The organism is Rhodococcus sp. IEGM 1341, assembly GCF_030056895.1.
Taxonomy (GTDB): domain Bacteria; phylum Actinomycetota; class Actinomycetes; order Mycobacteriales; family Mycobacteriaceae; genus Rhodococcoides.
Genome location: NZ_JASHKV010000003.1, coordinates 68,814 through 92,393, shown reverse-complemented (window position 1 = coordinate 92,393; position 23,580 = coordinate 68,814). Strand labels below are relative to the sequence as shown.

General features: G+C 65.3%; 22 protein-coding genes. 8 read left to right on the top strand and 14 right to left on the bottom strand.

Annotation, left to right across the window (positions count from 1 at the left end; genetic code table 11):
• Positions 1-184 precede the first annotated feature (184 nt).
• The 5 genes from QM615_RS09835 to QM615_RS09815 are packed head-to-tail and all read left to right on the top strand — an operon-like array spanning position 185 to position 5,688.
• Positions 185-1,903: a nitrite/sulfite reductase gene (locus QM615_RS09835; protein WP_149406205.1), complete on the top strand. Its 1,719-nt coding sequence runs from the start codon at positions 185-187 to the stop codon at positions 1,901-1,903.
• A complete protein-coding gene (locus QM615_RS09830; RefSeq protein WP_149406206.1) occupies positions 1,900-2,610 on the top strand; it encodes a phosphoadenylyl-sulfate reductase in 711 nt (236 codons plus the stop codon). The genes QM615_RS09835 and QM615_RS09830 overlap by 4 nt, the downstream gene beginning before the upstream one ends.
• A complete protein-coding gene (cysD, locus tag QM615_RS09825) occupies positions 2,607-3,551 on the top strand; it encodes a sulfate adenylyltransferase subunit CysD (RefSeq protein WP_149406207.1) in 945 nt (314 codons plus the stop codon). The genes QM615_RS09830 and cysD overlap by 4 nt, the downstream gene beginning before the upstream one ends.
• Positions 3,551-4,855 (top strand): sulfate adenylyltransferase subunit 1, encoded by a 1,305-nt coding sequence (locus QM615_RS09820; protein WP_094612786.1) that lies wholly within the window; start codon positions 3,551-3,553, stop codon positions 4,853-4,855. Before cysD ends, QM615_RS09820 begins: the two co-directional genes overlap by 1 nt.
• Positions 4,852-5,688 carry a sirohydrochlorin chelatase gene (locus QM615_RS09815; protein WP_149406208.1) on the top strand — a complete coding sequence of 279 codons (837 nt, stop codon included), beginning with the start codon at positions 4,852-4,854 and terminating at the stop codon, positions 5,686-5,688. The genes QM615_RS09820 and QM615_RS09815 overlap by 4 nt, the downstream gene beginning before the upstream one ends.
• Here QM615_RS09815 and QM615_RS09810 read toward each other — a convergent pair.
• The 6 genes from QM615_RS09810 to QM615_RS09790 all read right to left on the bottom strand — a co-directional run bounded on the left by QM615_RS09810 (position 5,648) and on the right by QM615_RS09790 (position 10,067).
• Positions 5,648-6,703 carry a sulfate/molybdate ABC transporter ATP-binding protein gene (locus QM615_RS09810; protein WP_149406209.1) on the bottom strand — a complete coding sequence of 352 codons (1,056 nt, stop codon included), beginning with the start codon at positions 6,701-6,703 and terminating at the stop codon, positions 5,648-5,650. The two genes, QM615_RS09815 and QM615_RS09810, sit on opposite strands and share 41 nt — an antisense overlap.
• A complete protein-coding gene (gene cysW / locus QM615_RS09805; protein WP_149406210.1) occupies positions 6,703-7,503 on the bottom strand; it encodes a sulfate ABC transporter permease subunit CysW in 801 nt (266 codons plus the stop codon). Before cysW ends, QM615_RS09810 begins: the two co-directional genes overlap by 1 nt.
• Positions 7,500-8,393 (bottom strand): sulfate ABC transporter permease subunit CysT, encoded by an 894-nt coding sequence (gene cysT / locus QM615_RS09800; RefSeq protein WP_262498381.1) that lies wholly within the window; start codon positions 8,391-8,393, stop codon positions 7,500-7,502. Before cysT ends, cysW begins: the two co-directional genes overlap by 4 nt.
• Before the next feature lie 6 nt (positions 8,394-8,399).
• Positions 8,400-9,422, bottom strand: coding sequence for a sulfate ABC transporter substrate-binding protein (locus tag QM615_RS09795; RefSeq protein ID WP_149406212.1), 1,023 nt, complete (start codon positions 9,420-9,422; stop codon positions 8,400-8,402).
• 203 nt (positions 9,423-9,625) lie between these two features.
• Positions 9,626-9,715 carry an Ms4533A family Cys-rich leader peptide gene (locus tag QM615_RS22370; RefSeq protein ID WP_310180897.1) on the bottom strand — a complete coding sequence of 30 codons (90 nt, stop codon included), beginning with the start codon at positions 9,713-9,715 and terminating at the stop codon, positions 9,626-9,628.
• 118 nt (positions 9,716-9,833) lie between these two features.
• A complete protein-coding gene (locus tag QM615_RS09790; protein WP_068052375.1) occupies positions 9,834-10,067 on the bottom strand; it encodes a hypothetical protein in 234 nt (77 codons plus the stop codon).
• A 146-nt stretch (positions 10,068-10,213) separates the two neighbouring features.
• On the opposite strand from QM615_RS09790, the gene QM615_RS09785 reads away from it, so the two are divergent.
• Positions 10,214-12,205, top strand: coding sequence for a glycoside hydrolase family 15 protein (locus QM615_RS09785; RefSeq protein WP_410482241.1), 1,992 nt, complete (start codon positions 10,214-10,216; stop codon positions 12,203-12,205).
• Between the two features lie 10 nt (positions 12,206-12,215).
• On the opposite strand, the gene QM615_RS09780 is transcribed toward QM615_RS09785, so the two are convergent.
• Both QM615_RS09780 and lepA read right to left on the bottom strand, forming a co-directional pair.
• On the bottom strand, positions 12,216-13,223 hold the full coding sequence (locus QM615_RS09780) for a nitronate monooxygenase (protein WP_149406214.1): 1,008 nt from the start codon (positions 13,221-13,223) through the stop codon (positions 12,216-12,218).
• 124 nt (positions 13,224-13,347) lie between these two features.
• Positions 13,348-15,195, bottom strand: a complete 1,848-nt coding sequence (gene lepA, locus QM615_RS09775; protein ID WP_371829190.1) for a translation elongation factor 4 — start codon at positions 15,193-15,195, stop codon at positions 13,348-13,350.
• Between the two features lie 150 nt (positions 15,196-15,345).
• On the opposite strand from lepA, the gene QM615_RS09770 reads away from it, so the two are divergent.
• On the top strand, positions 15,346-15,915 hold the full coding sequence (locus QM615_RS09770; protein WP_149406215.1) for a type II toxin-antitoxin system PemK/MazF family toxin: 570 nt from the start codon (positions 15,346-15,348) through the stop codon (positions 15,913-15,915).
• Positions 15,916-15,963: 48 nt separating this feature from the next.
• Here QM615_RS09770 and QM615_RS09765 read toward each other — a convergent pair whose 3' ends face one another.
• Genes QM615_RS09765 through QM615_RS09755 form a run of 3 tightly spaced genes read right to left on the bottom strand, consistent with a single transcriptional unit; the run spans position 15,964 to position 19,337 of the window.
• Positions 15,964-16,794, bottom strand: a complete 831-nt coding sequence (locus tag QM615_RS09765; protein WP_094671346.1) for a transglutaminase family protein — start codon at positions 16,792-16,794, stop codon at positions 15,964-15,966.
• Between the two features lie 8 nt (positions 16,795-16,802).
• Positions 16,803-17,777: an alpha-E domain-containing protein gene (locus QM615_RS09760; RefSeq protein ID WP_068052387.1), complete on the bottom strand. Its 975-nt coding sequence runs from the start codon at positions 17,775-17,777 to the stop codon at positions 16,803-16,805.
• On the bottom strand, positions 17,778-19,337 hold the full coding sequence (locus QM615_RS09755) for a circularly permuted type 2 ATP-grasp protein (protein ID WP_255183248.1): 1,560 nt from the start codon (positions 19,335-19,337) through the stop codon (positions 17,778-17,780).
• Positions 19,338-19,692: 355 nt separating this feature from the next.
• Between QM615_RS09755 and rpsT the strand changes: the two genes are divergently transcribed.
• The gene (rpsT, locus tag QM615_RS09750) at positions 19,693-19,953 is read left to right on the top strand and encodes a 30S ribosomal protein S20 (RefSeq protein ID WP_027497522.1); all 261 of its coding nucleotides are present in this window, start codon (positions 19,693-19,695) and stop codon (positions 19,951-19,953) included.
• Between the two features lie 81 nt (positions 19,954-20,034).
• On the opposite strand, the gene holA is transcribed toward rpsT, so the two are convergent.
• The 3 genes from holA to QM615_RS09735 are packed head-to-tail and all read right to left on the bottom strand — an operon-like array spanning position 20,035 to position 23,533.
• Positions 20,035-21,009 (bottom strand): DNA polymerase III subunit delta, encoded by a 975-nt coding sequence (holA, locus tag QM615_RS09745; protein WP_223145645.1) that lies wholly within the window; start codon positions 21,007-21,009, stop codon positions 20,035-20,037.
• 50 nt (positions 21,010-21,059) lie between these two features.
• Positions 21,060-22,652: a ComEC/Rec2 family competence protein gene (locus tag QM615_RS09740; RefSeq protein WP_149406217.1), complete on the bottom strand. Its 1,593-nt coding sequence runs from the start codon at positions 22,650-22,652 to the stop codon at positions 21,060-21,062.
• Positions 22,649-23,533, bottom strand: a complete 885-nt coding sequence (locus tag QM615_RS09735) for a ComEA family DNA-binding protein (protein ID WP_149406218.1) — start codon at positions 23,531-23,533, stop codon at positions 22,649-22,651. Before QM615_RS09735 ends, QM615_RS09740 begins: the two co-directional genes overlap by 4 nt.
• Between the last annotated feature and the right edge of the window lie 47 nt (positions 23,534-23,580).

Genomic DNA, 23,580 nt, shown 5'->3' with positions numbered 1-23,580 from the left:
GTGGCGCGCCGCCATGTCGATCTCGGCCGTGTCTGCAGCGCGTCGTGTCGACCCACGACCGGCTGCTGACCAGCCTCCTTCGAGCACGTCCATTCGATCCACCGGATTCCCACTGTCGTCGAAAGCGCAATTGCCTTCGCTCTCGTCCCGGGTACCGGCCAGCACAAAGATGCAGGAGCAATGCATGTCGTCGACCAGCGACGCGACCACCGACGCTGCCTCCGTCCCACCACGGGAGCGCACGCCGCGGCCGACCAAGCGTCGCGCCGAGGGCCAGTGGGCCCTGGGTTACCGAGAGCCACTGAACGCCAACGAACAGTCCAAGAAGGACGACAACCCGCTCAACGTGCGTGCGCGCATCGAGAACATCTACTCCAAGCAGGGGTTCGACAGCATCGACAAGGGCGACCTTCGCGGCCGCTTCCGCTGGTGGGGTTTGTACACCCAGCGTGAGCAGGGCTACGACGGCACCTTCACCGGTGACGACAACATCGATCTGCTCGAGGCCAAGTACTTCATGATGCGCATCCGGTGCGATGCCGGCGCGCTGAACCTCGAGCAGCTACGCACTCTGGCGCAGATCTCCCAGGAGTTCGGTCGCGACACCGCAGACCTGTCCGACCGTGAGAACGTGCAGTTCCACTGGGTCGAGGTGGAGAACGTCCCGGAGATCTGGCGTCGAATCGAAGCGGTCGGCCTGAAGACCACCGAGGCGTGCGGCGACTGCCCGCGCGTGGTGCTCGGTTCCCCGCTCGCGGGCGAGGCCGTTGACGAGATCCTCGACCCCACCTCCGCCATCGACGAGATCGTCGAGCGCTACATCGGCAAGCCCGAGTACTCCAATCTGCCGCGCAAGTTCAAGACGGCGATCTCGGGCCTGCAGGACGTGGTGCACGAGATCAACGACTGCGCGTTCGTCGGCGTCGTGCATCCCGAGCACGGGCCCGGACTCGACCTGTGGGTCGGCGGCGGCCTGTCCACCAACCCCATGCTCGCGCAGCGAGTCGGCGTCTGGGTTCCGCTCGAGGACGTTCCCGACGTGTGGGAAGGCGTCGTCTCGATCTTCCGTGACTACGGCTACCGCCGGCTTCGTACCAAGGCACGCCTGAAGTTCCTCATCAAGGACTGGGGCATCGAGAAGTTCCGCCAGGTCCTCGAGGACGAATACCTGCACCGCAAGCTCATCGACGGCCCGGCACCCGAGAAGCCCGCTCGGCCCCGCGATCACGTCGGGATCCAGAAGCTCAAGAACGGCCTCAACGCCGTCGGGGTGGCACCCATCGCGGGCCGCGTCTCCGGCACCATCCTCGCCGCCGTCGCCGACGCTGCCGAGAAGGCCGGGTCGGATCGCGTGCGGTTCACGCCGTACCAGAAGCTGATCGTCCTCGACGTTCCCGACGAGACGCTCGAGCAGCTGATCTCGGACCTCGATGCGCTGGGCCTACCTGCCCGACCCTCGCACTGGCGCAAGAACCTGATGGCGTGCAGCGGAATCGAATTCTGCAAGCTCTCGTTCGCCGAAACCCGCAAGCGCTCACAGGTTCTCGTACCGGAGCTCGAAGAGCGCCTGTCCGACATCAACAGCAAGCTCGACGTGCCGATCACGATCAACATCAACGGCTGCCCCAACTCGTGCGCACGATCGCAGATCGCCGACATCGGCTTCAAGGGCCTGTTGGTCGACGACGGGGACGGGAATCAGATCGAGGGTTTCCAGGTTCATCTCGGAGGCAGCCTCGGACTCGACAGTGCGTTCGGCCGAAAGTTGCGGCAGCACAAGGTCAACAGCTCCGAGCTGGGAGATTACATCGACAGAGTGGTGCGTAATTTCGACAAGCACCGCGAGGACGGCGAACGGTTCGCTCAATGGGCCGTGCGAGCAGACGAGGCGGATTTGCGATGAGTACCAGGCTGAATTTGACGGTAGAGGAATTGAAGGCGATCGCCGAGCGCGGTGCCCGCGAACTCGACGGAGCGAGTCCGCTGGAGTTGTTGCAGTGGACCGAGGACAACTTCGGTGACGACTTCATCGTTGCCTCCAACATGCAGGACGGGGTGCTCGTTCACCTCGCTGCACAGGTTCATCCCGGTGTGGACGTGCTGTTCCTCGACACCGGCTACCACTTCGCCGAGACCATCGGGACGCGCGACGCCGTCGAGTCCGTCTACGGCGTCCGGGTCGTCAACGCCCGAGCCGAGAAGACTGTCGCAGAACAGGATGCGATCGACGGCAAAGACCTGTTCGCCCGCGAGCCCAATCGCTGCTGTGCGATGCGCAAGGTCGCCCCGCTGAAGAAGGAACTGGCGAACTACAGCGCGTGGGTCACCGGTATCCGCCGAGTCGAGGCCCCCACCCGCGCCAACGCCCCGCTCATCTCGTTCGACGACGCCTTCGGTCTGGTCAAGATCAACCCGATCGCGCCGTGGTCCGACGAGCAGATGCAGGCCTACATCGACGAACATTCGATTCTGGTCAATCCCCTCGTCGACGAAGGCTATCCGTCCATCGGGTGCGCACCGTGCACCGTCAAACCTGCCCCCGGAGCCGACCCGCGTAGCGGTCGTTGGGCCGGCAAGGCCAAGACCGAATGTGGGTTGCACGCCTCATGACACTCGATCTCACCTCGGCCACCATCGGTCGGACCCATCTCGACGCAGATCGGTTCGACACCCTCGACGCACTCGAATCCGAGGCCATCCACATCTTCCGTGAGGTGGCGGGCGAGTTCGAGCGCCCCGTCATCCTGTTCTCCGGCGGCAAGGACTCGACAGTTCTGCTGCACCTGGCGATCAAGGCGTTCTGGCCTGCTCCCCTGCCGTTCGCACTGCTCCACGTCGATACCGGACACAACCTGCAGGAGGTGCTGGACTTCCGCGATCACGTCGTCGCCAAGTACAACCTTCGCCTGCACGTGGCCAGCGTCGAGGAGTACCTCGCCGACGGACGCCTCACTGAGCGCCCCGACGGCATCCGCAACCCGCTGCAGACCGTGCCTCTCCTCGATGCGATCTCCGAGAACCGGTTCGACGCCGTCTTCGGCGGTGCCCGACGCGACGAGGAACGGGCCCGTGCGAAAGAGCGAATCTTCTCGCTACGCAACGCATTCGGCCAGTGGGAGCCAAAGAAACAGCGACCCGAACTGTGGAACCTGTACAACGGCAAGCATTCCCCCGGTGAGCAGGTACGAGTGTTCCCGCTCAGCAACTTCACCGAGCTCGACATCTGGCGCTACATCGCCCGTGACGACGTGGAACTGGCGAGCATCTACTACGCCCACCAGCGTCCCGTCTACCAGCGTGACGGCATGTGGATGACGCCCGGAGTGTGGGGCGGACCGGCCGAGGACGAGGAGCTGGAAACCCTGTCGGTGCGCTACCGCACCGTCGGCGACGGATCCACCACCGGCGCAGTGCTGTCCGAGGCCTCCGACAACCAGGCAATCCTCGCCGAGGTGGCCGCGTCCAGGCTGACCGAACGCGGCGCCACCCGCGGCGACGACCGCGTCTCCGAGGCTGCCATGGAAGATCGCAAACGAGAAGGATACTTCTGATGAGCAGCACAGGAACTCAGCTTCTTCGCCTCGCCACCGCAGGTAGCGTCGACGACGGTAAGTCGACGCTCGTCGGACGGCTCTTGTACGACACCAAATCCGTTCTGGCAGACCAAATCGACGCGGTCACTCGGGCTTCGGTGGACAAGGGCCTGGCCACGCCGGACCTGTCGCTGTTGGTCGACGGTCTGCGCGCCGAACGTGAACAGGGCATCACCATCGACGTCGCCTACCGCTACTTCGCGACGCCGCACCGCTCGTTCGTACTGGCCGATACCCCCGGCCACGTGCAGTACACCCGCAACACCGTCTCCGGTGCGTCGACGGCTCAGCTCGTCATCCTGCTGGTCGACGCCCGCAAGGGTGTCATCACGCAGACCCGCAGGCACGCAGCGGTTCTCGCTCTGCTCGGCGTCCCACGCCTGGTGCTCGCGGTCAACAAGATCGATCTGGTCGAGGACCCCGCAACGGTGTTCGCCGAAATCTCGGCCGAGTTCAACTCGCTGACCTCATCCCTCGGCTGGTCCAGCGAGGACGTCATCGAGATCCCGGTGTCCGCACTGCACGGCGACAACGTTGCGGTGAAGTCGGACAAGACCCCGTACTACGACGGACCCACCCTCATCGAACACCTCGAGTCGGTTCCGGTCGACGCCGAACCGCACCGGGTCGGTCTGCGATTCCCCGTGCAGTACGTGATCCGGCCGCGCACAGCGGAGTTCCCGGACTACCGCGGATACGCCGGCCAGGTCGCAGCGGGCTCCGTCGACGTCGGCGACGAGGTCGTCATCCTGCCCTCCGGCACCCGAACGACAGTCGAGCGCATCGATACCGCGGACGGCGAATTGCGGACCGCTCATGCCGGACGCAGTGTCACCCTCGTCCTCGCCGACGATGTCGACGTCTCGCGCGGCGACACCATCGCCTCCCCGCAGGACGCACCGGAGCCGATCGGCGACTTCGAGGCCACGGTGTGCTGGCTCGCCGAGAAGCCGCTTCGCCCGGGCGCTCGCCTGCTGCTCAAGCACGGCACTCGCACCACCCAGGCCATCGTCGGGACACTGATCGAGCGGTTCGACGAGCAGGAGCTCACCGCGCAGGAAGGCCCGGAGTCGTTGGAGCTCAACGAGATCGGCCGAATTTCGGTGCGCGTTGCGGAGCCCATCGTGGCAGACGACTACGCCGTCAACCGGCACACGGGCAGCTTCCTGCTGATCGATCCGGCCGGCGGCAACACGTTGGCTGCCGGGCTCGTGGGCAACGCTCTGGCTGCCGTCGAGCTGGGGTCGGCAGTTCCCGCGTGAGCGCACTGATCGCGGTTGCCCACGGCAGCCGTGACCCGCGCTCGAGCGCCACGATCCACCGCGCCGTCGACGCCCTGCGTCGACGGCGACCGGATCTGGACGTGCGCGTGGCGTTTCTCGATCTTTCCGAGCCCGGCGTCGATCAGGTGGTCGACGACCTGGCCGATGCCGGGCACGGACGCATCGTCGCCGTTCCGATGTTGCTGGGCAAGGCTTTTCATGCGAAAGTCGATCTGCCCGAATTACTGCAGGCCGCGAGAACGCGACACCCGCACGTCTCGATAACGCAGGCCGACGTTCTGGGAGACGACCGACTCCTCATCGATGCAGTCCGCGACCGGATCACCGACACCGGTGTCGCAGTAACCGATTCGACGGTCGGCATCGCCCTTGCCGCTGTCGGCTCCTCGGTGGCACCGGCGAATCAGCGCACCCGGGTGATCGCGCAGAAACTGCTCGCCGGAACAGACTGGGCCGGAGCTGTGACCTGCTTTGCGACCTCGGTCTCCCCGTCCCCCACCGATGCGATCGCACAACTGCGCACGCTGGGAGCCGACCGAATCGTCGTGGCACCCTGGTTTCTGGCCCCGGGACTGCTCACCGACAGGATCGAAGCGTCGGTCGCAGGCCTGCCGAACGTGGTGCATGCCAAGGTGATCGGAGCACATCCGGCGCTGGCAGATCTGGTGTCGCGGCGCTACGACTCCGCAGTCTCGATGGGTCGGTCCGCAGGCTCCACTCCTGCGGCACGAGCTGGTGCAGCACCGGAGCCGAACGCTCTACCGCACCGGTTCAACGAACCGGTGCACCAGCAATCGCGTCGGCATCGCTAGCGTCTGCGATCTTCGGCACCCGAGTCGCTCGCACGTACACCGTCTCGCCCTCGCGCAGACCGAGAGCCTCACTGTCGCCGCGGGTGATCTGCGCCGCGAACAGTTCACCGGTGGCCGCATTCTTCAGTTCGACCTTCACCTCGAAGCCGAGGTGTACCACCCGCTCGACGACGGCCCGCGTCACACCGGCCGATTCGGCCGTCCCGCTGGCCTGAGCCTGCGCCAACGACGGATCGCGTCCGACGCGTATGTCGTGCGGCCGCACCAGAAGTCCGTTCAGTTTGGCGACCTGCCCCAGGAACGACATCACGAAGTTGTTGGCCGGGCGATCGTAAAGATCTTCCGGGCTACCCACCTGTTCGATGCGGCCCTTGTTGAGCACCGCGATCCGATCGGCGACGTCGAGCGCCTCCTCCTGATCGTGGGTCACCAGCACGGTGGTGACGTGGACCTCGTCGTGCAGTCGACGCAGCCAGGTACGGAGATCGGCACGCACCTTGGCGTCGAGCGCGCCGAAGGGCTCGTCGAGGAGCAGCACCTGCGGGTCGACGGCGAGTGCGCGGGCCAACGCCATGCGCTGGCGCTGTCCACCGGACAGCTGCGCCGGGTAGCGACTCTGGAACCCGGCGAGCCCGACGATCTCGAGCAACTCGTCGACCTTCTTGGCGATCTCGGCCTTGGGCCGCTTGCGAATCTGCAGGCCGAAGGCGACGTTGTCGCGCACTGTGAGGTGCTTGAACGCCGCGTAGTGCTGGAACACGAACCCGATCTCACGGCGCTGCGGGCTGACCCAAGTGACGTCCTGACCTGCGAGCACCACCCGACCGGAATCGAGCTGTTCGAGCCCGGCGATGGAGCGCAGCAGGGTGGACTTGCCCGAGCCACTGGGCCCGAGCAGCGCCGTCAACGATCCCTTGGGGATGTCGATGCTCACATCGTCGAGCGCTGCGAAGTCGCCGTAGTGCTTGTTGGCACCGACGACGGAGATCTCGATCTCGGGGGATGTCTCGGTCATTACTTCGTCCTCTTCTTGTCGAGGGCCGTCATCAACAGCAGCACGACGACGGCTATCGCCATGAGCAGTGTGGACGCGGCGTACGCGCCCTGCTGATTGAAGTCCTCGTACCGTGAATTGACCAGCAGCGTGAGCGTTTGGGAGATACCGGGCAGATTGGTCGAGACCATGATCACCGCACCGAATTCACCGAGCGACCGTGCGACGGTGAGTACGACGCCGTACGTCAACCCCCACCGGATCGCCGGGAGAGTGATGCGCCAGAACGTCTGCCACGACGACGCACCGAGCGTCGAGGCGGCCTCTTCCTGCTCCTCACCGATCTCGTACAGCACGGGTTCGACCTCGCGCACGACGAACGGCAGCGTGACGAAGATCGTCGCGATGACCATGCCGGGAAGCGCGAAAATGACCTTGAAACCGAGGCTTTCGACTCCGCCGAACCATCCATTGGCACCCCACAGCAGGATCAGCGCAACGCCGGTGATGATCGGCGACACCGCGAACGGCAGATCGACGATGGCTTCCAGGACACCTTTGCCACGGAACCGTCCGCGTACGAGCGCCAGTGCGGTGACCACACCGAACACGATGTTGATCGGAACCACGATGGCGACGATCAACAACGACAGCTGCAGTGCCGACTGTGCAGCCGGGGTGGTGATCTGCTCCCAGAACGTGACGACGCCGTCCTCGAACGTGCGAAACAGGATGGTGGCGAGTGGAAAGAGCACCAGAACGGCGAGATACAGCAGAGCTACGGTGCGCAGCGTCAGCTTGATCGGCAGACCGATTTTCACGAGATCTGCTCCTCACGTCGGGCCAGGCGATTGCCCACCACGCGAAGGACGAACAGCACTGCGAACGCGATCGCCAGCAGCACCACGGAGATCGCCGCCGCATCGGTTGGGCGGTCGTACTCGATGAGCTCACGGATGTACTGCGACGCCACCTGTGTGTCGTTGGGGATGTTGCCGCCGATGAGCACAACCGACCCGAATTCACCGATGGCGCGCGCGAAGGCGAGCCCCCCACCGCTGAGGATCGCCGGCAGCAGGACCGGCAGGACGATGCGACGGAAGATGGTCCAGTTGTTCGCGCCGAGCGAGGCCGCGGCCTCCTCGACGTCCTTGTCGAGCTCGATCAGCACCGGCTGAACCGCTCGCACCACGAACGGCAACGTGACGAACAGCAGCGCGACGATCACCGCGGGCTTGGTTGCGTTGAACACCAAGCCGACCGGACTCGCCGGACCGTACAGCGACAGCAGAACCAGGCTCGCCACGATGGTCGGCAGTGCGAACGGCAGATCGATCAGGGCGTTGACGAATCGCTTGCCCGGGAACTCGTCCCGCACCAGGACCCACGCGATGAGGGTGCCGAGAAAGAGGTTGACCACGGCCGCGGCCACCGACACCTGCAACGTCACCTTGAACGTGGCCAGTGCGCGTTGCTCGGTGACCGCGTTCCAGAAGCCGGTGAGACCGTCGTCGAACGACTGAACCGTCAACGCCGCCAGAGGAAGCAACACGATGACGCTCAGCCACAACACGGCGACCCCGAGACCGAGTGGCCCCACCGACCCAGGGCCCCTGAACTTTCGGCCTTCCCGCCCGGCACGAAACCGAGGTCTCGTACCGGGCGGGACTGGCGAATCCGCAGTTGCGGCTTCGGTGGTCGAAGATGGCATCGATCTCTACCGAGTACTTTCCTGATAGATCGTGGCAATTGCGCCGTTGTCGCCGAACAGGTCCGCGTCCACCTGCGTCCAGCCACCGAGATCATCGATGGTGTACAGCTTTTCGGGGGTGAAGAACTTGTCCGAGTACTCCGAGGCTATGTCCGGGTTCGTCGGTCGGAAACCGGCCTCCGCCCAGATCTTCTGGCCCTCGTCGGTGTAGACGAAATCGTTCAGCGCATTGGCGCGATCGAGATTGGCGCTGTCGTTGATCACTGCCACGGGATTGTCGATGCGGAATGTCACGGGAACGTCGACGTGCTCCACGTTCTGTCCCTGTTCCTCGATCAGGAGTGCTTCGTTCTCGTAGCTCAGCAACGCATCACCCTGGCCTTGCAGGAAGGCTTCGGTTGCGGCGCGGCCGGATTCGGGCTGAACCGGGAAGTGATCGGCGACGAGTGTGCGAACGAAGTCGAGACCGGCCTGCTTGTCCTGGCCGCCGTTGCTCTTCGCCGCATAGGGAGCGAGCAGGTTCCACTTGGCCGAGCCCGAGCTGAGCGGGCTGGGGCTGATGACCTGAACGTCGGGCTTGATCAGATCGTCCCAGGTACGGATGTTCTTGGGGTTGCCCTCGCGCACGACGATGGTCACCACGGAGCCGAACGGCACTCCGGCGTAGGCATTCTGGTTCCAGTCCTCGTCGACCTTGCCTGCCTGCACCAGACGGGTGATGTCGGGCTCGACCGAGAAGTTGACGATATCGGCGGGTGCGCCGTCGGCCACCTTGCGTGACTGGTTGCCCGATGCGCCGTAGTCCGCGTTGATCGCCGTTCCGTCACCGTCCTCGGTTGCGGCGAATGCCGGACCGATTGCGTCCCAACCGTTCTTGGGGACGGCGTAACCCACGAGGGTCAATGCGGGGCCGCTCGCGGTATCCGGCTCACCGCCGACGACGTCACTCGATCCACCGCCGCAAGCAGTGAGTAGAAGGGTTCCCACGGCCGCGAACGTGGTCAGCAGGTATCGAGAGCTATGCCTCATCGAGAAAAGGCCTTTCATGATGGTGTGCAGTGAGTGCGAGCTGGGCAGAGTCGACATTCCCGAGGTCGAACCGGAGCACCACCGTGGCCGCGAGTCATCGCGAGATCACCGTGAGCGGCAGAAAGTACGTCGTGAACCGCCCGACCGCGAGAAGTAGGCGCGTGGGCAACGGATCGACGGAACCGATTCGACGAAGGAAAGAATCAACAACAGTCGATATCGGCGACTGCCAGCATGCCGACAGCAATCAACGCCAACTGATGGCGGACGCGGTACTCGGCGGCAGAAGACACGGTCAGAAATCTAGCAGAGGTTCCGGACCGACTCTAATCGGCTATCGAGTGAGCAACCAGGCGATGACGACCAGCACCAGTAGCGCGATGAGCGCCAACGTGACCCGAGACCGTGGCATTACTGTCCATCCTTCGTCGTAGTGGTGGCCGCACCCGTCGGCTCCGCGTCGCGAGCAGCTCGTGCATCACGCCCGAGCACGTGCAGAACCACCGCGAGCACGCGGTCGAACACGCGTGCCAGCAGGAACGCGGTAGGCACGATGACCAGCAGCACGACTACGGACTGTGGCACGAACGGTAAACCCGTCACCCACAGTTCGACGCCGTCCCACCAGCGTGCGATCGATTCCACCCTCGCAGCTTAAACCAGCTCGTTCCACGCCACGCCACGCCGATCGACGACCAGCAGTGGACGCGTGCCATCTATCGGTCGATGATTACGCCATGACGGCATACGAAGATCTTTCGCCAGTGCCCCCGGTGGCCGACGAGCCCGCCATGGGGTCGGGGCATCCAGGGTTGGGCGGCGTCGAGGTCCAGGGAGCGTTGGGCAGCACCGACGCACCGGTGTCCACCCTGACGTCCTACCGGAGCGCCTTTCCGCCGATCGACGACTATGCGTTCCTTTCGGACTGCGAGACGACCTGCTTGATCGCTCGAAACGGATCGGTCGAGTGGATGTGCGTGCCTCGGCCGGACTCCCCCAGCATCTTCGGCGCGGTTCTCGATCGCAGTGCAGGCCATTTCCGTGTCGGGCCGTACGGTCAGTCGGTGCCCGCGGCACGGCGGTATCTGCCCGGTGGCCTGATCGTCGAGACGACGTGGCAGACCGAGACCGGTTGGCTCATCGTCCGCGACGCACTCGTCATGGGACCGTGGCACAACACCGATCAACGCTCTCGCACCCACAAGCGCGCACCGAGCGACTGGGACGCCGAACACATCCTGCTGCGCACCATCAAGTGCGTCAGCGGCACAGTCGAACTCGAGATGAGCTGCGAGCCTGCCTTCGACTACCACCGCGCGCCGGCTAAGTGGGAGTACACCGGCAAGGTGTACGAGGAGACCACCGCCACCTGCGAGGCCAGTGCGGGCGGCGATCAGCCCACGTTGAAGCTGACCACCAATCTCCGCATCGGCATCGAAGGACGTGAAGCCCGCGCCCGCACTCGAATGACGGAGGGCGACAACGTGTTCGTCGCTCTGTCGTGGTCGGATCTGCCTGCGCCGCAGACTTTCGAGGAGGCCGCGGAGAAGATGTGGCGCACGTCCGAATGCTGGCGGCAGTGGATCACGATCGGCCGGTTCCCCGATCACCCGTGGCGGGGCTACCTTCAGCGCAGCGCCCTGACGCTCAAGGGACTGACCTACGCCCCCACCGGTGCACTGCTGGCGGCGTCGACCACCTCGCTTCCGGAAACGCCTGGTGGAGAACGCAACTGGGACTACCGCTACACGTGGGTACGCGACTCGACGTTCGCACTGTGGGGCCTCTACACACTCGGACTCGACCGGGAGGCCAACGACTTCTTCGCGTTCATGTCCGATGTGGCGACAACAGCGAACGGCGAGGTCAATCCGCTCCAGGTCATGTACGGCATCGGCGGCGAGAAGACACTCGACGAGAGCGAACTGCCGCACCTGTCCGGATACGACGGCGCACGTCCGGTCCGCATCGGCAACGGAGCCTACGACCAAGAGCAGCACGACATCTGGGGCACGATGCTCGACTCGGTGTATCTGCACGTCAAGTCACGCGAGCACGTCCCCGAATTCCTGTGGCCCCTGCTCAAGCGACAGGTGGAGGAGGCGATCGCCAACTGGCGCAAGCCCGACCGCGGCATCTGGGAGGTGCGTGGTGAACCGCAGCACTTCACCTCCTCGAAGCTCATGTGTTGGGTCGCACTCGACCGCGGAGCCAAGCTCGCCGACATCCACGGCGAGAAGGAGTATTCGGCCAAGTGGAACGAGATCGCCGACGAGATCAAGGCCGACATTCTCGAGAACGGCACCGATTCTCGGGGTGTCCTCACTCAGCGCTACGGTGACCCGTCGCTCGATGCGTCACTGCTGCTCGCACCGCTGCTTCGATTCCTGCCTGCAGAGGACGAACGCATCCGCGCGACGGTGCTCGCCATCGCCGACGAGCTGACCGAGGACGGCCTGGTCCTGCGCTACCGAACCGACACCACCGACGACGGTCTGGCCGGCGAGGAAGGGACGTTCACGATCTGCTCCTTCTGGCTGGTGTCGGCGCTGGTCGAGATCGGCGAGCTCCCTCGCGCCAAGCACCTCTGCGAGCGTCTGTTGGGGTACGCGAGCCCACTCAAGCTCTACGCCGAGGAGATCGACCACCGCACCGGCCGTCACCTCGGTAACTTCCCGCAGGCGTTCACCCACCTCGCACTCATCAACGCGGTGGTGCACGTCATCCGCGCCGAGGAGGCTCAGTTGGCAGGGCACTTCCAGCCCGCCCACTCCAACCCCTGAGAGGGAGGGCTCAGCGGCCGAGTTGCCTCGCCCATTCGGCGATCAGCTCGGCCGCGGGTTTCGCCTGTGCCCGGCGAAAACCGGTGCCCGCCCACATCGACAGGCCCGACGGATCGCCTGCCGCCGCGGCCTTGGCTCGCATCGGTGCGGTCAGGTAGTGCAGATCGGGATAGGCCAGCGGCGCGGCGTCGGAGTTCTCGCGCATGAATTCGTTCACCAGACCCCGCGCAGGGCGGCCGGAGAATGCCCTGGTCACCGCGGTGTCGGGAGCGAGCGTCAGTTGCTCGCGGTGTACGGGTTTGGTGCCGGCCTCGGGTGTGTTCAACAACGCCGTACCGAGCTGAGCCGCGTGCGCAAGACCCGAATCGAGCAGTGGCGCAATGTCGTTGCCGTCCATCAGTCCCCCCGCGGCGATTCGCGGTAGGTCGGATGTCTCACGCACTGCGATCAGCAGTTCGGTCAGTGGCTCGTCCGGGGCCGACCCGTCGAACGTGCCTCGGTGCCCGCCCGCTTCGGGTCCCTGCACCACGAGCGCGTCCACCCCGTTCGCGGTGGCCACCGATGCGTCCGACGCGGTGGCGACGGTGGCCCACACCTCGGTTCCCACGGCGTGCAACTGGGCGACCTCGTCCGCGTCGAACGTCGCGAACGTACTCGACACCAGCGGTACCGGGTGTGCCAGCAGCCAGGCGAACTTCTCGGCGTAGAAGTCGTCCCGGCGCACCAACTCTCCCGGCTCCGCGTCGAAACGCTCGAACCAGGACGTCAAGTGCTCGGAATAGGACGCCACATCCGCACCCGATGGCTCCTCCGGCAGAAAGAGATTGACACCGAACAGCAGACCGCGCACCGAATCGATCTGCGCCGCAAAGGCTTCCGGCGTCAACAGTGCACCGGCGATCATGCCGAGCCCACCTGCCTCCGACACCGCACGGGCGAGTTCGGGAGTACTCGGGCCGCCTGCCATCGGCGCACCGACAACGGGAACACGCAGCTGCTTCAGAATCGGCGTCGTCACAGGTTCGAAATGTACTCGCCCGCCATGTGCGACTGGAGGTGGTGGGGACCGCGCGCCCTCACTGACAACTGCGCCCCGGCCCCGATCCGAGCGGGGGCGTGCAGTCGACAGAAAAGGTGTGAGGTTACTTCTTGGGCTTGTCCGACGAGGATTCCGAGGACAGTGCGGCAACGAAGGCTTCCTGCGGCACCTCGACGCGGCCGATCGTCTTCATCCGCTTCTTGCCCTCTTTCTGCTTCTCGAGCAGCTTGCGCTTACGGCTGATGTCGCCGCCGTAGCACTTGGCCAGCACATCCTTGCGGATCGCGCGGATGTTCTCGCGGGCGATGATGCGAGATCCGATGGCGGCCTGGATCGGCACCTCGAACTGCTGGCGCGGAATCAGTTCCTTGAGCTTGGTCGTCATCTTGTTGCCGTAGGCCGCGGCGTTGTCCTTGTGCACGATCGCCGAGAACGCGTCCACGGCCTCGCCCTGCAGCAGGATGTCGACCTTGACCAGCGCACCGGCCTGCTCGCCGATCTCCTCGTAATCGAGGCTGGCGTATCCGCGTGTTCGGGATTTCAGGATGTCGAAGAAGTCGAAGATGATCTCGGCCATGGGAATGGTGTACCGCAGCTCGACGCGGGTCTCGGACAGATAGTCCATGCCCCCGAGTTCTCCGCGTCGTCCCTGGCACAGTTCCATGATGGAACCGATGAACTCGCTCGGCGAGATGATGGTGCACTTGACCATCGGCTCGAACACCTCGCGCGCTTTGCCCTCGGGCCAGTACGACGGGTTGGTGACGATGTGCTCGGCACCGTCTTCCATCTCGACGCGGTAGACCACGTTCGGCGACGTCGAGATCAGGTCCAGGTTGAACTCTCGCTCGAGCCGCTCGCGGGTGATCTCCATGTGCAGCAGACCGAGGAAGCCACAGCGGAAACCGAAGCCGAGAGCCACCGACGTCTCCGGCTCGTACGTCAGTGCCGCGTCGTTGAGCTGCAGCTTCTCGAGAGCGTCACGCAGGTCGGGGTAATCCGAACCGTCGAGCGGGTAGAGGCCCGAGTACACCATCGGACGGGGCTCGCGGTAGCCGGTGAGCGGCTCGGTCGCACCCTTGCGGAAGGTGGTGACGGTATCGCCGACCTTCGACTGACGGACGTCCTTCACACCGGTGATGAGGTAACCCACTTCGCCGACGCCCAGGCCCTTGGTCGCCTTCGGATCGGGTGAGACGATCCCGACCTCGAGCAGCTCGTGCGTCGAGCCGGTCGACATCATCGTGACCTTCTCGCGCGGATTCAGCGCACCGTCGACGACGCGAACGTAGGTGACGACGCCGCGGTAGGTGTCGTAGACCGAGTCGAAGATCATCGCGCGGGCAGGCCCGTCCGGGTTGCCGACCGGGGCCGGAACCAGCTTGACGACCTCGTTGAGAAGTTCCTCGACGCCCACACCCGTCTTACCGGACACGCGGAGCACGTCGTCGGCCTCGCACCCGATGATGTGGGCGATCTCGGCGGCGTAGCGGTCCGGGTCGGCGGCGGGCAGGTCGATCTTGTTCAGCACCGGGATGATGGTGAGCTCTTTGTCGAGAGCGAGGTACAGGTTCGCGAGCGTCTGCGCCTCGATGCCCTGCGCGGCGTCGACGAGCAGCACTGCACCTTCGCAAGCCTCGAGGGCGCGCGATACCTCGTAGGTGAAGTCGACGTGGCCGGGCGTGTCGATCAGGTGCAGCACGAATTCCTCGCCGTCGACGACCCACGGGAGCCGGACGTTCTGCGCCTTGATAGTGATGCCGCGCTCGCGCTCGATATCCATCCGGTCCAGGTACTGAGCGCGCATCGACCGGTCGTCGACGACGCCCGTGAGCTGCAACATCCGGTCGGCCAGCGTCGACTTGCCGTGGTCGATGTGGGCGATGATGCAGAAGTTCCTGATCCTGGACGGATCGGTGAACGTCGTGTCGGCGAAGCTGGGCACTCGTATCCTTCGGCTGGCGTGTTCGAAATGAGCGAACGGGTTTCCCTATCGTCCCACGCCGAGAACGGTGCGCCGTCCCCGGCTGTCCGACTCGGGTGTTCTCGTCGCCGCGGTTCGGGCGATGAGCAGCAGAGTCTGCATCGCTACACTCGCCGCATGGCTGGCAACTGGAGCAGATTCGGCAAGGAACTGAGCAAGATCGCGATGCGCGAGGGTCCCCGACTGCTGCGTCAATTACAGAAGTCCGGAGCCCTACAGAAGGGCAAGGACGCGATCAGCGGGACGGCCACACGCACGTCTGCTCCGACTCCTCGTCCGGGCCGACCGGTGGCGTCGCAGACCAGGCCCACTGCGCAACGCGCCCGCACCATCGAGTACTCCCCCGACCTGGACGGCAAGGCCGACCCCGGCGAAATCGTCTGGACCTGGGTCACCTACGAGGAGGACGCCAGCCAGGGCAAGGACCGCCCGGTGTTGGTCATCGGCCGCGAGGGCAACGATCTGCTCGGCCTGATGTTGTCGAGTCAGAGCAGCCGCGACGGAGACCGTGACTGGCAGTCGATCGGGTCCGGTCCGTGGGACGCCGAAGGCCGACCGAGCTGGATTCGTCTGGATCGAGTGCTCGACGTGCCCGAGGACGGCATCCGACGCGAGGGTGCGATTCTGAGCAAGCCCCAATTCGATTCCGTCGCAAAGAGATTGCGCCGCGACTTCGGCTGGAACTGATGGGTGCGCGTTGTGCGCCCATGAACGGGCGCACAACGCGTACCAGGCTCACGCCAACCGGGTGATCTCCACGACCACGTCGAGAGCCGTCGAACCGCCGCCGGAGAAGATGCCCTTGAGCGGCGGCACGTCGGCGTAGTCGCGGCCGAGTCCGACCGAGACGTGCTGCTCGTTGACGGCGATGGCGTTGGTCGGGTCGTAGCCCCACCACGCACCGGTCCAGGCCTCGATCCACGCGTGGCTCTGGCCCTCCACCGTCGCACCGATCGCGGCCTGTTTCTTGGGATGCAGGTAACCCGAGACGTACCGGCTGGGGATGCCGATGCTGCGCAGCATCAGCAGCGTCAGGTGGGCGTAGTCCTGGCAGACGCCCTTCTTTTCCGACCACGCTTCCACGGCCGAGGTGTGCACGCCGGTGGTTCCCGGCACGTAGGACATCTCCTGGTTGACCCAGTTGGAGATCTCCACCACCGATTCCTGTGGCGGTAGGCCCTTCGACAGCTTCTTCGCCACCGACGCGAGTTGCCTGTTCTTCGGCACGTATTCGGTGTTGTCGAGGACCTCGTTGAAGCGGTCGATGACCGGCTCGCTCGCGAGTTCCTCCCAGGAGGCGTTCTCGTCCGGGTAGACGAAGGGATCGGTCTCGACCACCGACGATCCGGTGACCTCTAGCTCGGTGTGCGGTGCGTGCAGATCGAACGCCGTCACCGCTGTCCCCCAGTAGTCGGTGTAGCGGTAGGAACGCGTCACCGGGTTGGTCTCGACTCGGTTCAGAATCACGTTCTGCCGATTGTCACTTCGCGGCGTCAACCGAGCCTCGTTGTACGACGACGTCACCGGTGCGTCGTACTGATAGCCCGTGGTGTGCACGACACGCATACGCCAGCTCACAGTTCACCTTCCAATTGATCTTCGAATGTTCCGGAGCCGGCATCGGTCCACGCGACCCACGGGGCGGCGTGGAAATACTGCTTGGAGATCGCATCACCGAGTTCACGGCAGGTTTCCTGCAGCGAGAGCAAGCGCTCCTGCAGATCGTCGAGAATTTCACCGGGACGGAGGAATTCGAGTTCGCTACGAGCGCGACCGAGTAGGCGCTGAGCCTCGGCGCGCGCACCGACTCGACTGTTGGGCTGATGGTCGAGCTGATCGAGCGAACGTTCCGCCTCGTTGAGTGCGTAGAACACCGATCGCGGAAAGAGCCTGTCCAACAACATGAATTCGAGAACTCGCTGCGCGTCGAGCGCGCCGCGGTAGGTGCGCAGGTAGGTGTCGTGTGCACCGGCCGAGCGAAGCACGGTGACCCACGCCGGCGACGACGGCCGGTCACCGGCTCGCGAGAGCAACAATCGAACGATCATGTCGATGCGCTCGACCGAGCGACCGAGCAGGAGGAAGCGATAGCCGTCGTCGTGACTGAGGGTGGAGTCCGCGAGACCGGCGAACATCGCGGCGCGCTCCTCGATGTAGCTGAAGAACTCGGCCGGGCCGGTGCGCTTGGACGCCTTGATGCGCTCGTTGAGCCCGTTGTACGTGGTGTTCAAGCATTCCCACATCTCACTGGACGTCACTTCACGCGCACCACGGGCGTTCTCACGGGCACTCGACAGCGAGTCCACGATCGAACCCAATCCGTCGCGGCTGAAGGCGACGACCTCGGTCAGCGACCACACGTCGAGCGAGACATCGGGCTCGTGCTTGAACCCGAGTACTCGCAACAACACGCGCGAAGTGTGGTCGGGATCGACCGTGGCGTCTTCGAGTAGCTGGTGGACGGTGACGTCGAGAATGCGGGCAGTGTCGTCCGCTCTCTCCACGTACCGTCCGATCCAGTAGAGCGACTCTGCGTTGCGCGCGAGCATTTACTGTCCACCGCCGTTCGAGTCCGAGTTCGTTGCCTGCTGTTGTTGCTGCTGTTGCTGTTGCTGCTGATTCATCTGCTGGTCCATCGTCAGCTCCGGACCCTGTTCGGCCATCGGTGACTCCGGCGGAACGCTGACGATCTCCTCGCCGGCAAGTTCCTGCTCCTCCTGAGAGGTTCGGGTGGCGAGCACCCAGGTGTCCTTGCTGCCACCGCCCTGGCTGGAGTTGACCACCAGGGATCCCTCCGGCAGCGCCACCCGGGTCAGGCCGCCCGGCAACACCCAGACGTCGTCGCCGTCGTTGACGGCGAACGGCCGCAGGTCGACATGGCGGGGTACCAATCGGTCACCGATCTTGGTCGGCACCGTCGAGAGCTGCACGACGGGTTGGGCGATCCAACCGCGCGGATCTGCGCGAACCTTCTTGCTGATGGTGGCGAGTTCCTTCGGCGAGGCGTCGGGTCCGAAGACGATGCCGTAGCCGCCCGAACCTTCCACCGGCTTGATGACCAGTTCGTCGATGCGGTCGAGGACTTCCTCGCACTCGTCGTCCAGCCAGCACCGGAACGTGTCGACGTTGGCCAGCAACGGCTTCTCGCCCATGTAGTAATCGATGATCGTCGGAACATAGGTGTAGACGAGCTTGTCGTCGCCGACGCCGTTTCCGACGGCGCTCGAGATGACGACGTTGCCAGCGCGGGCGGCATTGACCAGACCTGCCACTCCCAGCACCGAGTCGGGCCGGAACTGCATGGGGTCGAGGTAGTCGTCGTCGATACGCCGGTAGATGACGTCGACCTGACGCTCGCCCTCGGTGGTGCGCATGTAGACGATGTTGTCTCGGCAGAACAGGTCACGTCCCTCGACGAGCTCGACGCCCATCAGTCGCGCGAGCAGCGAGTGCTCGAAGTACGCCGAGTTGGCCACGCCGGGAGTGAGAACCACCACGGTCGGATCGGCCTCGTTGAGGGCGGCCGATGCGCGCAGTGCTCGCAGCAGGTGCGAGGCGTAATCGCCGACGGCGCGGACGCGATGGCTGGCGAACAGGTCGGGGAACACCCGGGCCATCGTGCGCCGGTTCTCCATGACGTAGGACACGCCAGACGGAGACCGCAAGTTGTCCTCGAGCACTCGGAAAGTGCCCTGGGCGTCACGAACCAGGTCGATGCCGGCGACGTGGATGCGCACACCGTTGGGCGGTGTGATGCCGACCGCTTCGCGGTGGAAGTGCTCGCAGGAGGTCACCAGCCGCTTCGGGACCACGCCGTCGCGCAGGATTTCCTGGTCGCCGTAGATGTCGGCCAGGAACATCTCGAGGGCTTTGACGCGCTGCTTGATGCCGCGCTCGAGTCGTGACCATTCACCTGCGGCGATGACGCGGGGAACCTGGTCGAGCGGGAACGGGCGTTCCTGGCCCGACAGGGAGAACGTGATGCCCTGGTCGATGAAGGCGCGTCCCAGCGCGTCGGATCTCGCGTCCAGGTCCACTGCGTTCGCCGGCGCGAGCGCGGTGTGGATGCCCTTGTACGGAGTTCGGGTGCGCCCGTCCGCGTCGAACATCTCGTCGAAGGCGAGACTGTACTTGCCGACGTCGGAGTATCCCCCGAACACCCCGTCGAGCTCGGGTTCGACGCGATCCGCTGTCTTGGTTCTGGTCGCTTTGGCCTTGGTGGCGGCATGCGTTGCCGATCGCGGACTCATTCTGGCCATGTTGCTACAGAGACAGGAGTTAGGCGCGGTGGAAGCGTTAATTTCTTGAAACGGTGTTCGAGGAGAGTCCGAATTGGGTTCTGCCCAGCGGTACTGGTATTCTCGATCTTCGGCGCAGGGCTCCAACGCTCAGCAGCAGACTTCGGGCATTCCAGCATGGATCGCCCTGACCGGAATACCGACGAAGACGACAAGGATTTTACGCGTGGCCAATATCAAGTCCCAGAAGAAGCGGATTCTCACCAACGAGCGTGCACGCCTGCGCAACCAGTCGGTGAAGTCCTCGCTTCGTACCGTCATCCGCTCGTTCCGCGAGGCACAGGCTGCGGGCGACAAGGACAAGGCTTCCGAGATTCTTCTCGATGCAGGCCGCAAGCTCGACAAGGCCGCCAGCAAGGGCGTCATCCACAAGAACCAGGCCGCCAACAAGAAGTCGGCACTGGCTCTCGCAGTCAACAAGCTCTGATCCATCACTGAGCTCGATCGAGCCCGCCGCATCCGATCAGGATGCAGCGGGCTTTTTCGTGCTCTCTGCACTCTGCCGACGCTACCTACCCAGTGATGCGACCTCGGCCACTGCTTTCTCCACCGCATAGTCCGCGTCCGCTGCTTGACCTTTGACGTCTGCATTGAGCTGCGCCACCACGCGCAGCGCCTGGGCTATGGATCGCCCGTTCCAGCCGCGCGCCTGGCCCTGCGCCTTCTTGATCTTCCACGGCGGCATCCCCAGCTCCCCTGCCATTCGGAACGGGTCGCCGCGGCCCGCCGAACCCACCAACGCAATGGTGCGGACGGCATCGGCCAACGCGTCGGCGAGCAGCACGTGCGCCACGCCCCGGTGCATCGCCCAGCGCAGAGCCTCGAGAGCGCCGGCTCGGTCTCCGATCACCGCTTTGTCCGCGACGTCGAATCCGGAGACCTCGGCCTTGCCGGAGTAGTACCGACGCACCGCGGCGAGGTCGACCTTGCCCCCGGTATCGGAGACCAACTGCGAACAGGCCGAAGCCAATTCGCGAAGTTCGTTGCCGACGGACTCGACGACCGCCTCGATCACGTCGCCGCTCACCCGGATGTCGGCGGTACGGAACTCTCCGCGCACGAAGTCGATGCGTTCGGCGGGCTTGGTGAGCTTGGCGCACTCGTGCACCTGTGCGCCGCATTTCTGCAGCGCTCCGACCATCGCCTTGGCCCGGCCGCCGCCGGAGTGCATGACCACCACCACAGCACCCTCGGGCGGATCGGTAGCCGCGTCGAGCACCAGCGCTGCGGCGTCCTTGCCTGCCTCGGCGGCGGCCTCGAGCACGAGAACACGGTCCTCGGCGAACAGTGAGGGACTGAGCAGTTCGGCGAGCTCCGGGGCGCTGGCATCGCCGGTGCGCAACCGCGTGACCGGCAGGTCCTCCCCTGGTATCGCAGCACTCGCACGCACCTGAGCCACGATCGCGGCTACCGCGCGATCCATCAGAAGTTCCTCGTCGCCGAGAACCAGATGCAGAGGAGCCACACTCGAAGTCACGACCATGATCGTGCCATGCGCGGCCGACACACTCGGCATCCGCTTCGTCCGAGCGGTCACCACAGAACGTGTGCCGTCCACATCGCGAGTGCCGCTATCGCCACCGCCGCGGCCAGCCAACGAAACACGGTGAAACGCAACGCCGTCAGCAGCGCGACCGTCGAGAACGCCGCGAGTGCTGCGCCTCCGACGCCGTCGGGGACGACGATGCCCGCGCCCGGCACCGACGCGGCCCTCTCCGCCACCGTGATCAACCACCACAGCGGTGCGGACGCCAGCTGCGCGACCAGTTCCGCCAGCGAGCCGCTGACGGCAGCGATCACTGCCGTGACGATCCCCACCACCGTGATCGGAGCGACGACAGGTGCAACCAACACATTCGCCGCCACTCCCACCACGCTGAACGTTCCGGCCATGGCCGCAACCACCGGTGCCGTCACCGCGTGCGCCGCCGCGGCTACGGCCACCACCTCCGCTGCCGCTCTGGGCCAGCCGCGCGCTCTAAGCCAGTCGACCCAGATCGGAGCGACGAGCACGAGCCCTGCGGTGGCGAACACCGACAGCACGAATCCGACATCCACCGCCAACCTCGGCCACCACGCGAGCAAACCCAACACCGCTCCGCACAGCGCCGGTACCGCCTGCCGCCGTCTGCCGGTGACGAGGGCGAGCAGGCCGATCGACCCCATGATTGCGGCACGCAACACACTCGGCGACGGCCTGGCCACGATCACGAACGCAACGAGCACGACGAACGCCACCGCAACCGTCGCGCGGGGCCCGATTCCGATACCTCGCAACACCAACAGAACCGCGCCGATCACGATGGAAAAATTTGCGCCGGACACAGCCGTCAAATGCGTCAGGCCTGCCGCCCGGAAGTTCTCGGCCACCGTCTCGTCCAGCCGCGAGACGTCTCCGACCACGAGCCCGGGTAACAGACCTGCACGATCCGGTGGCATCGAATTCTGCGCTACCGCTGCCAGATTCGACCGGAACGTGTCGGCGGTAGCGGAGATCGCCCCGGGCTCGGTCACGGTGACGGGCGGACCCGAAGTGCGGATGACGGCCACACTCATGTCCGGCCTGATCGGCGCACCGAGCCGGCCCCGTACGGTGACCTCCTGGCCGGGCAGCAGTGCCGACCAACTCGACTCCGGAGCAACGATCGACACCCGACCACCGACGTGCAGTGCCTTGCCGCTCACATCGACGCGCGTCATCTCTGCCTTCACCATCACCGTCGACGGTCCGGCGGACGACAACCGGCGTGGGTCCTCTTCCAACAGCACCGACGCGGTGATCCACGCTCGGTTCTCCGCGGCCGCTGCGACGGGATGTTCGGCCAACGAGTGCATCTGAAGCCAGATCGCTCCCCCGAAGCACAGCGCCAGCACGATCACCGCGGCCGCACCGGACCGACTCGAACCAGGCAAGGCGCGCCGAATCGACAACCGGTGCAGGGATACTGCGATGAGCAGCACCACCGCCACCGCAGACGCGGTAGCAGGGAGAGCAGCACCCGGGCCTCCGAGAATTCCGATCGCGGTGATCGACCAGCACACCGCAGCGGCCGGGACCAGTCGCACATCGAAGGGCTGACGATCCTCGGTCTGCTCGGCACCGGTCGTGGCGGCCTCGGTGGTCATCCGACGTGCACCAGGTCTCGGATCTTCGCCAGTCGGCCGGGCCCGATCCCGTCCACCTCGGACAGTTGATCCACGGTTGCGAAGCGGCCGTTGGTCTCTCGCCAACCGACGATCGAGGTCGCGGTGACCGGCCCGACCCCGGGCAACGCGTCCAGTTCTGCGACGGTCGCGGCGTTGAGGTCCACCCTCCCATCGGGTGTGGAACCTCCGCCACCGACCGGTGCGCCGCTGCTGCCGTCTGCCGATGTGCCGATCCCGGAAGTGGTACTGCTGACCGGTGGAGGGGCGTCCGGCGGCACTGCTCCGACGACGATCTGATCACCGTCGGCGACTCGCGCGGCCATGTTCAGCGCCAGCAGGTCGGCGCCCTCCACTGCGCCGCCTGCCGCAGCCAGCGCGTCGGCGACTCGCGAACCCGGTTGCACCCGAACCAATCCGGGGCTCGTCACGAGCCCGACGACGCTCACCACGAGTTCGGCGTCGGCGCTGGGCACCGGATCGACCACGTCGTCGGCATCCACCGTGTCGTCGGCATCAGCCGTGCCGGTCGCGACCACGGCGAGCGGCGGCGCAGGTGCCGGAGTCGGTGCGTCTCGAAGCACCGCGAATCCCGCCACCAGCACGACGAACACCCCGGCCGCCGCCATCGCCACTGCCCCCGGTTTCCCGGGGTCGACGCGGGCGGATCGCCATCGCGACGGCAGCAAGGCCGACCACGGGGTGCCTGATCGTTCCGCTTGCGGCAGCAGCCAATCCGGGTCGGTGGATCCGGCGTCAGGTCCCGGCTCCTCGGGCACGACGCGATCGCGGTCGGAATCGTGTTGTCTGCGCACGGAGTTCAATCGCGCCACCGTGTGTGCCCGATCGTCGTTGCCGCCCATGCTCGAGGACGCTAGTGCCCGCGATCGGTTCACTCCCCGGTGATTAC

Coding starts and splice junctions, on each gene's coding strand:
- QM615_RS09835 (WP_149406205.1), top strand. CDS start 185: ATGTCGTCGACCAGCGACGCGACCACCGACGCTGCCTCCGTCCCACCA.
- QM615_RS09830 (WP_149406206.1), top strand. CDS start 1,900: ATGAGTACCAGGCTGAATTTGACGGTAGAGGAATTGAAGGCGATCGCC.
- cysD (WP_149406207.1), top strand. CDS start 2,607: ATGACACTCGATCTCACCTCGGCCACCATCGGTCGGACCCATCTCGAC.
- QM615_RS09820 (WP_094612786.1), top strand. CDS start 3,551: ATGAGCAGCACAGGAACTCAGCTTCTTCGCCTCGCCACCGCAGGTAGC.
- QM615_RS09810 (WP_149406209.1), bottom strand. CDS start 6,703: ATGACCGAGACATCCCCCGAGATCGAGATCTCCGTCGTCGGTGCCAAC.
- cysT (WP_262498381.1), bottom strand. CDS start 8,393: ATGCCATCTTCGACCACCGAAGCCGCAACTGCGGATTCGCCAGTCCCG.
- QM615_RS09795 (WP_149406212.1), bottom strand. CDS start 9,422: ATGAGGCATAGCTCTCGATACCTGCTGACCACGTTCGCGGCCGTGGGA.
- QM615_RS09785 (WP_410482241.1), top strand. CDS start 10,214: ATGGGGTCGGGGCATCCAGGGTTGGGCGGCGTCGAGGTCCAGGGAGCG.
- QM615_RS09770 (WP_149406215.1), top strand. CDS start 15,346: ATGGCTGGCAACTGGAGCAGATTCGGCAAGGAACTGAGCAAGATCGCG.
- QM615_RS09765 (WP_094671346.1), bottom strand. CDS start 16,794: ATGCGTGTCGTGCACACCACGGGCTATCAGTACGACGCACCGGTGACG.
- QM615_RS09760 (WP_068052387.1), bottom strand. CDS start 17,777: ATGCTCGCGCGCAACGCAGAGTCGCTCTACTGGATCGGACGGTACGTG.
- QM615_RS09755 (WP_255183248.1), bottom strand. CDS start 19,337: ATGTTCGACGCGGACGGGCGCACCCGAACTCCGTACAAGGGCATCCAC.
- holA (WP_223145645.1), bottom strand. CDS start 21,009: ATGGTCGTGACTTCGAGTGTGGCTCCTCTGCATCTGGTTCTCGGCGAC.
- QM615_RS09740 (WP_149406217.1), bottom strand. CDS start 22,652: ATGACCACCGAGGCCGCCACGACCGGTGCCGAGCAGACCGAGGATCGT.
- QM615_RS09735 (WP_149406218.1), bottom strand. CDS start 23,533: ATGGGCGGCAACGACGATCGGGCACACACGGTGGCGCGATTGAACTCC.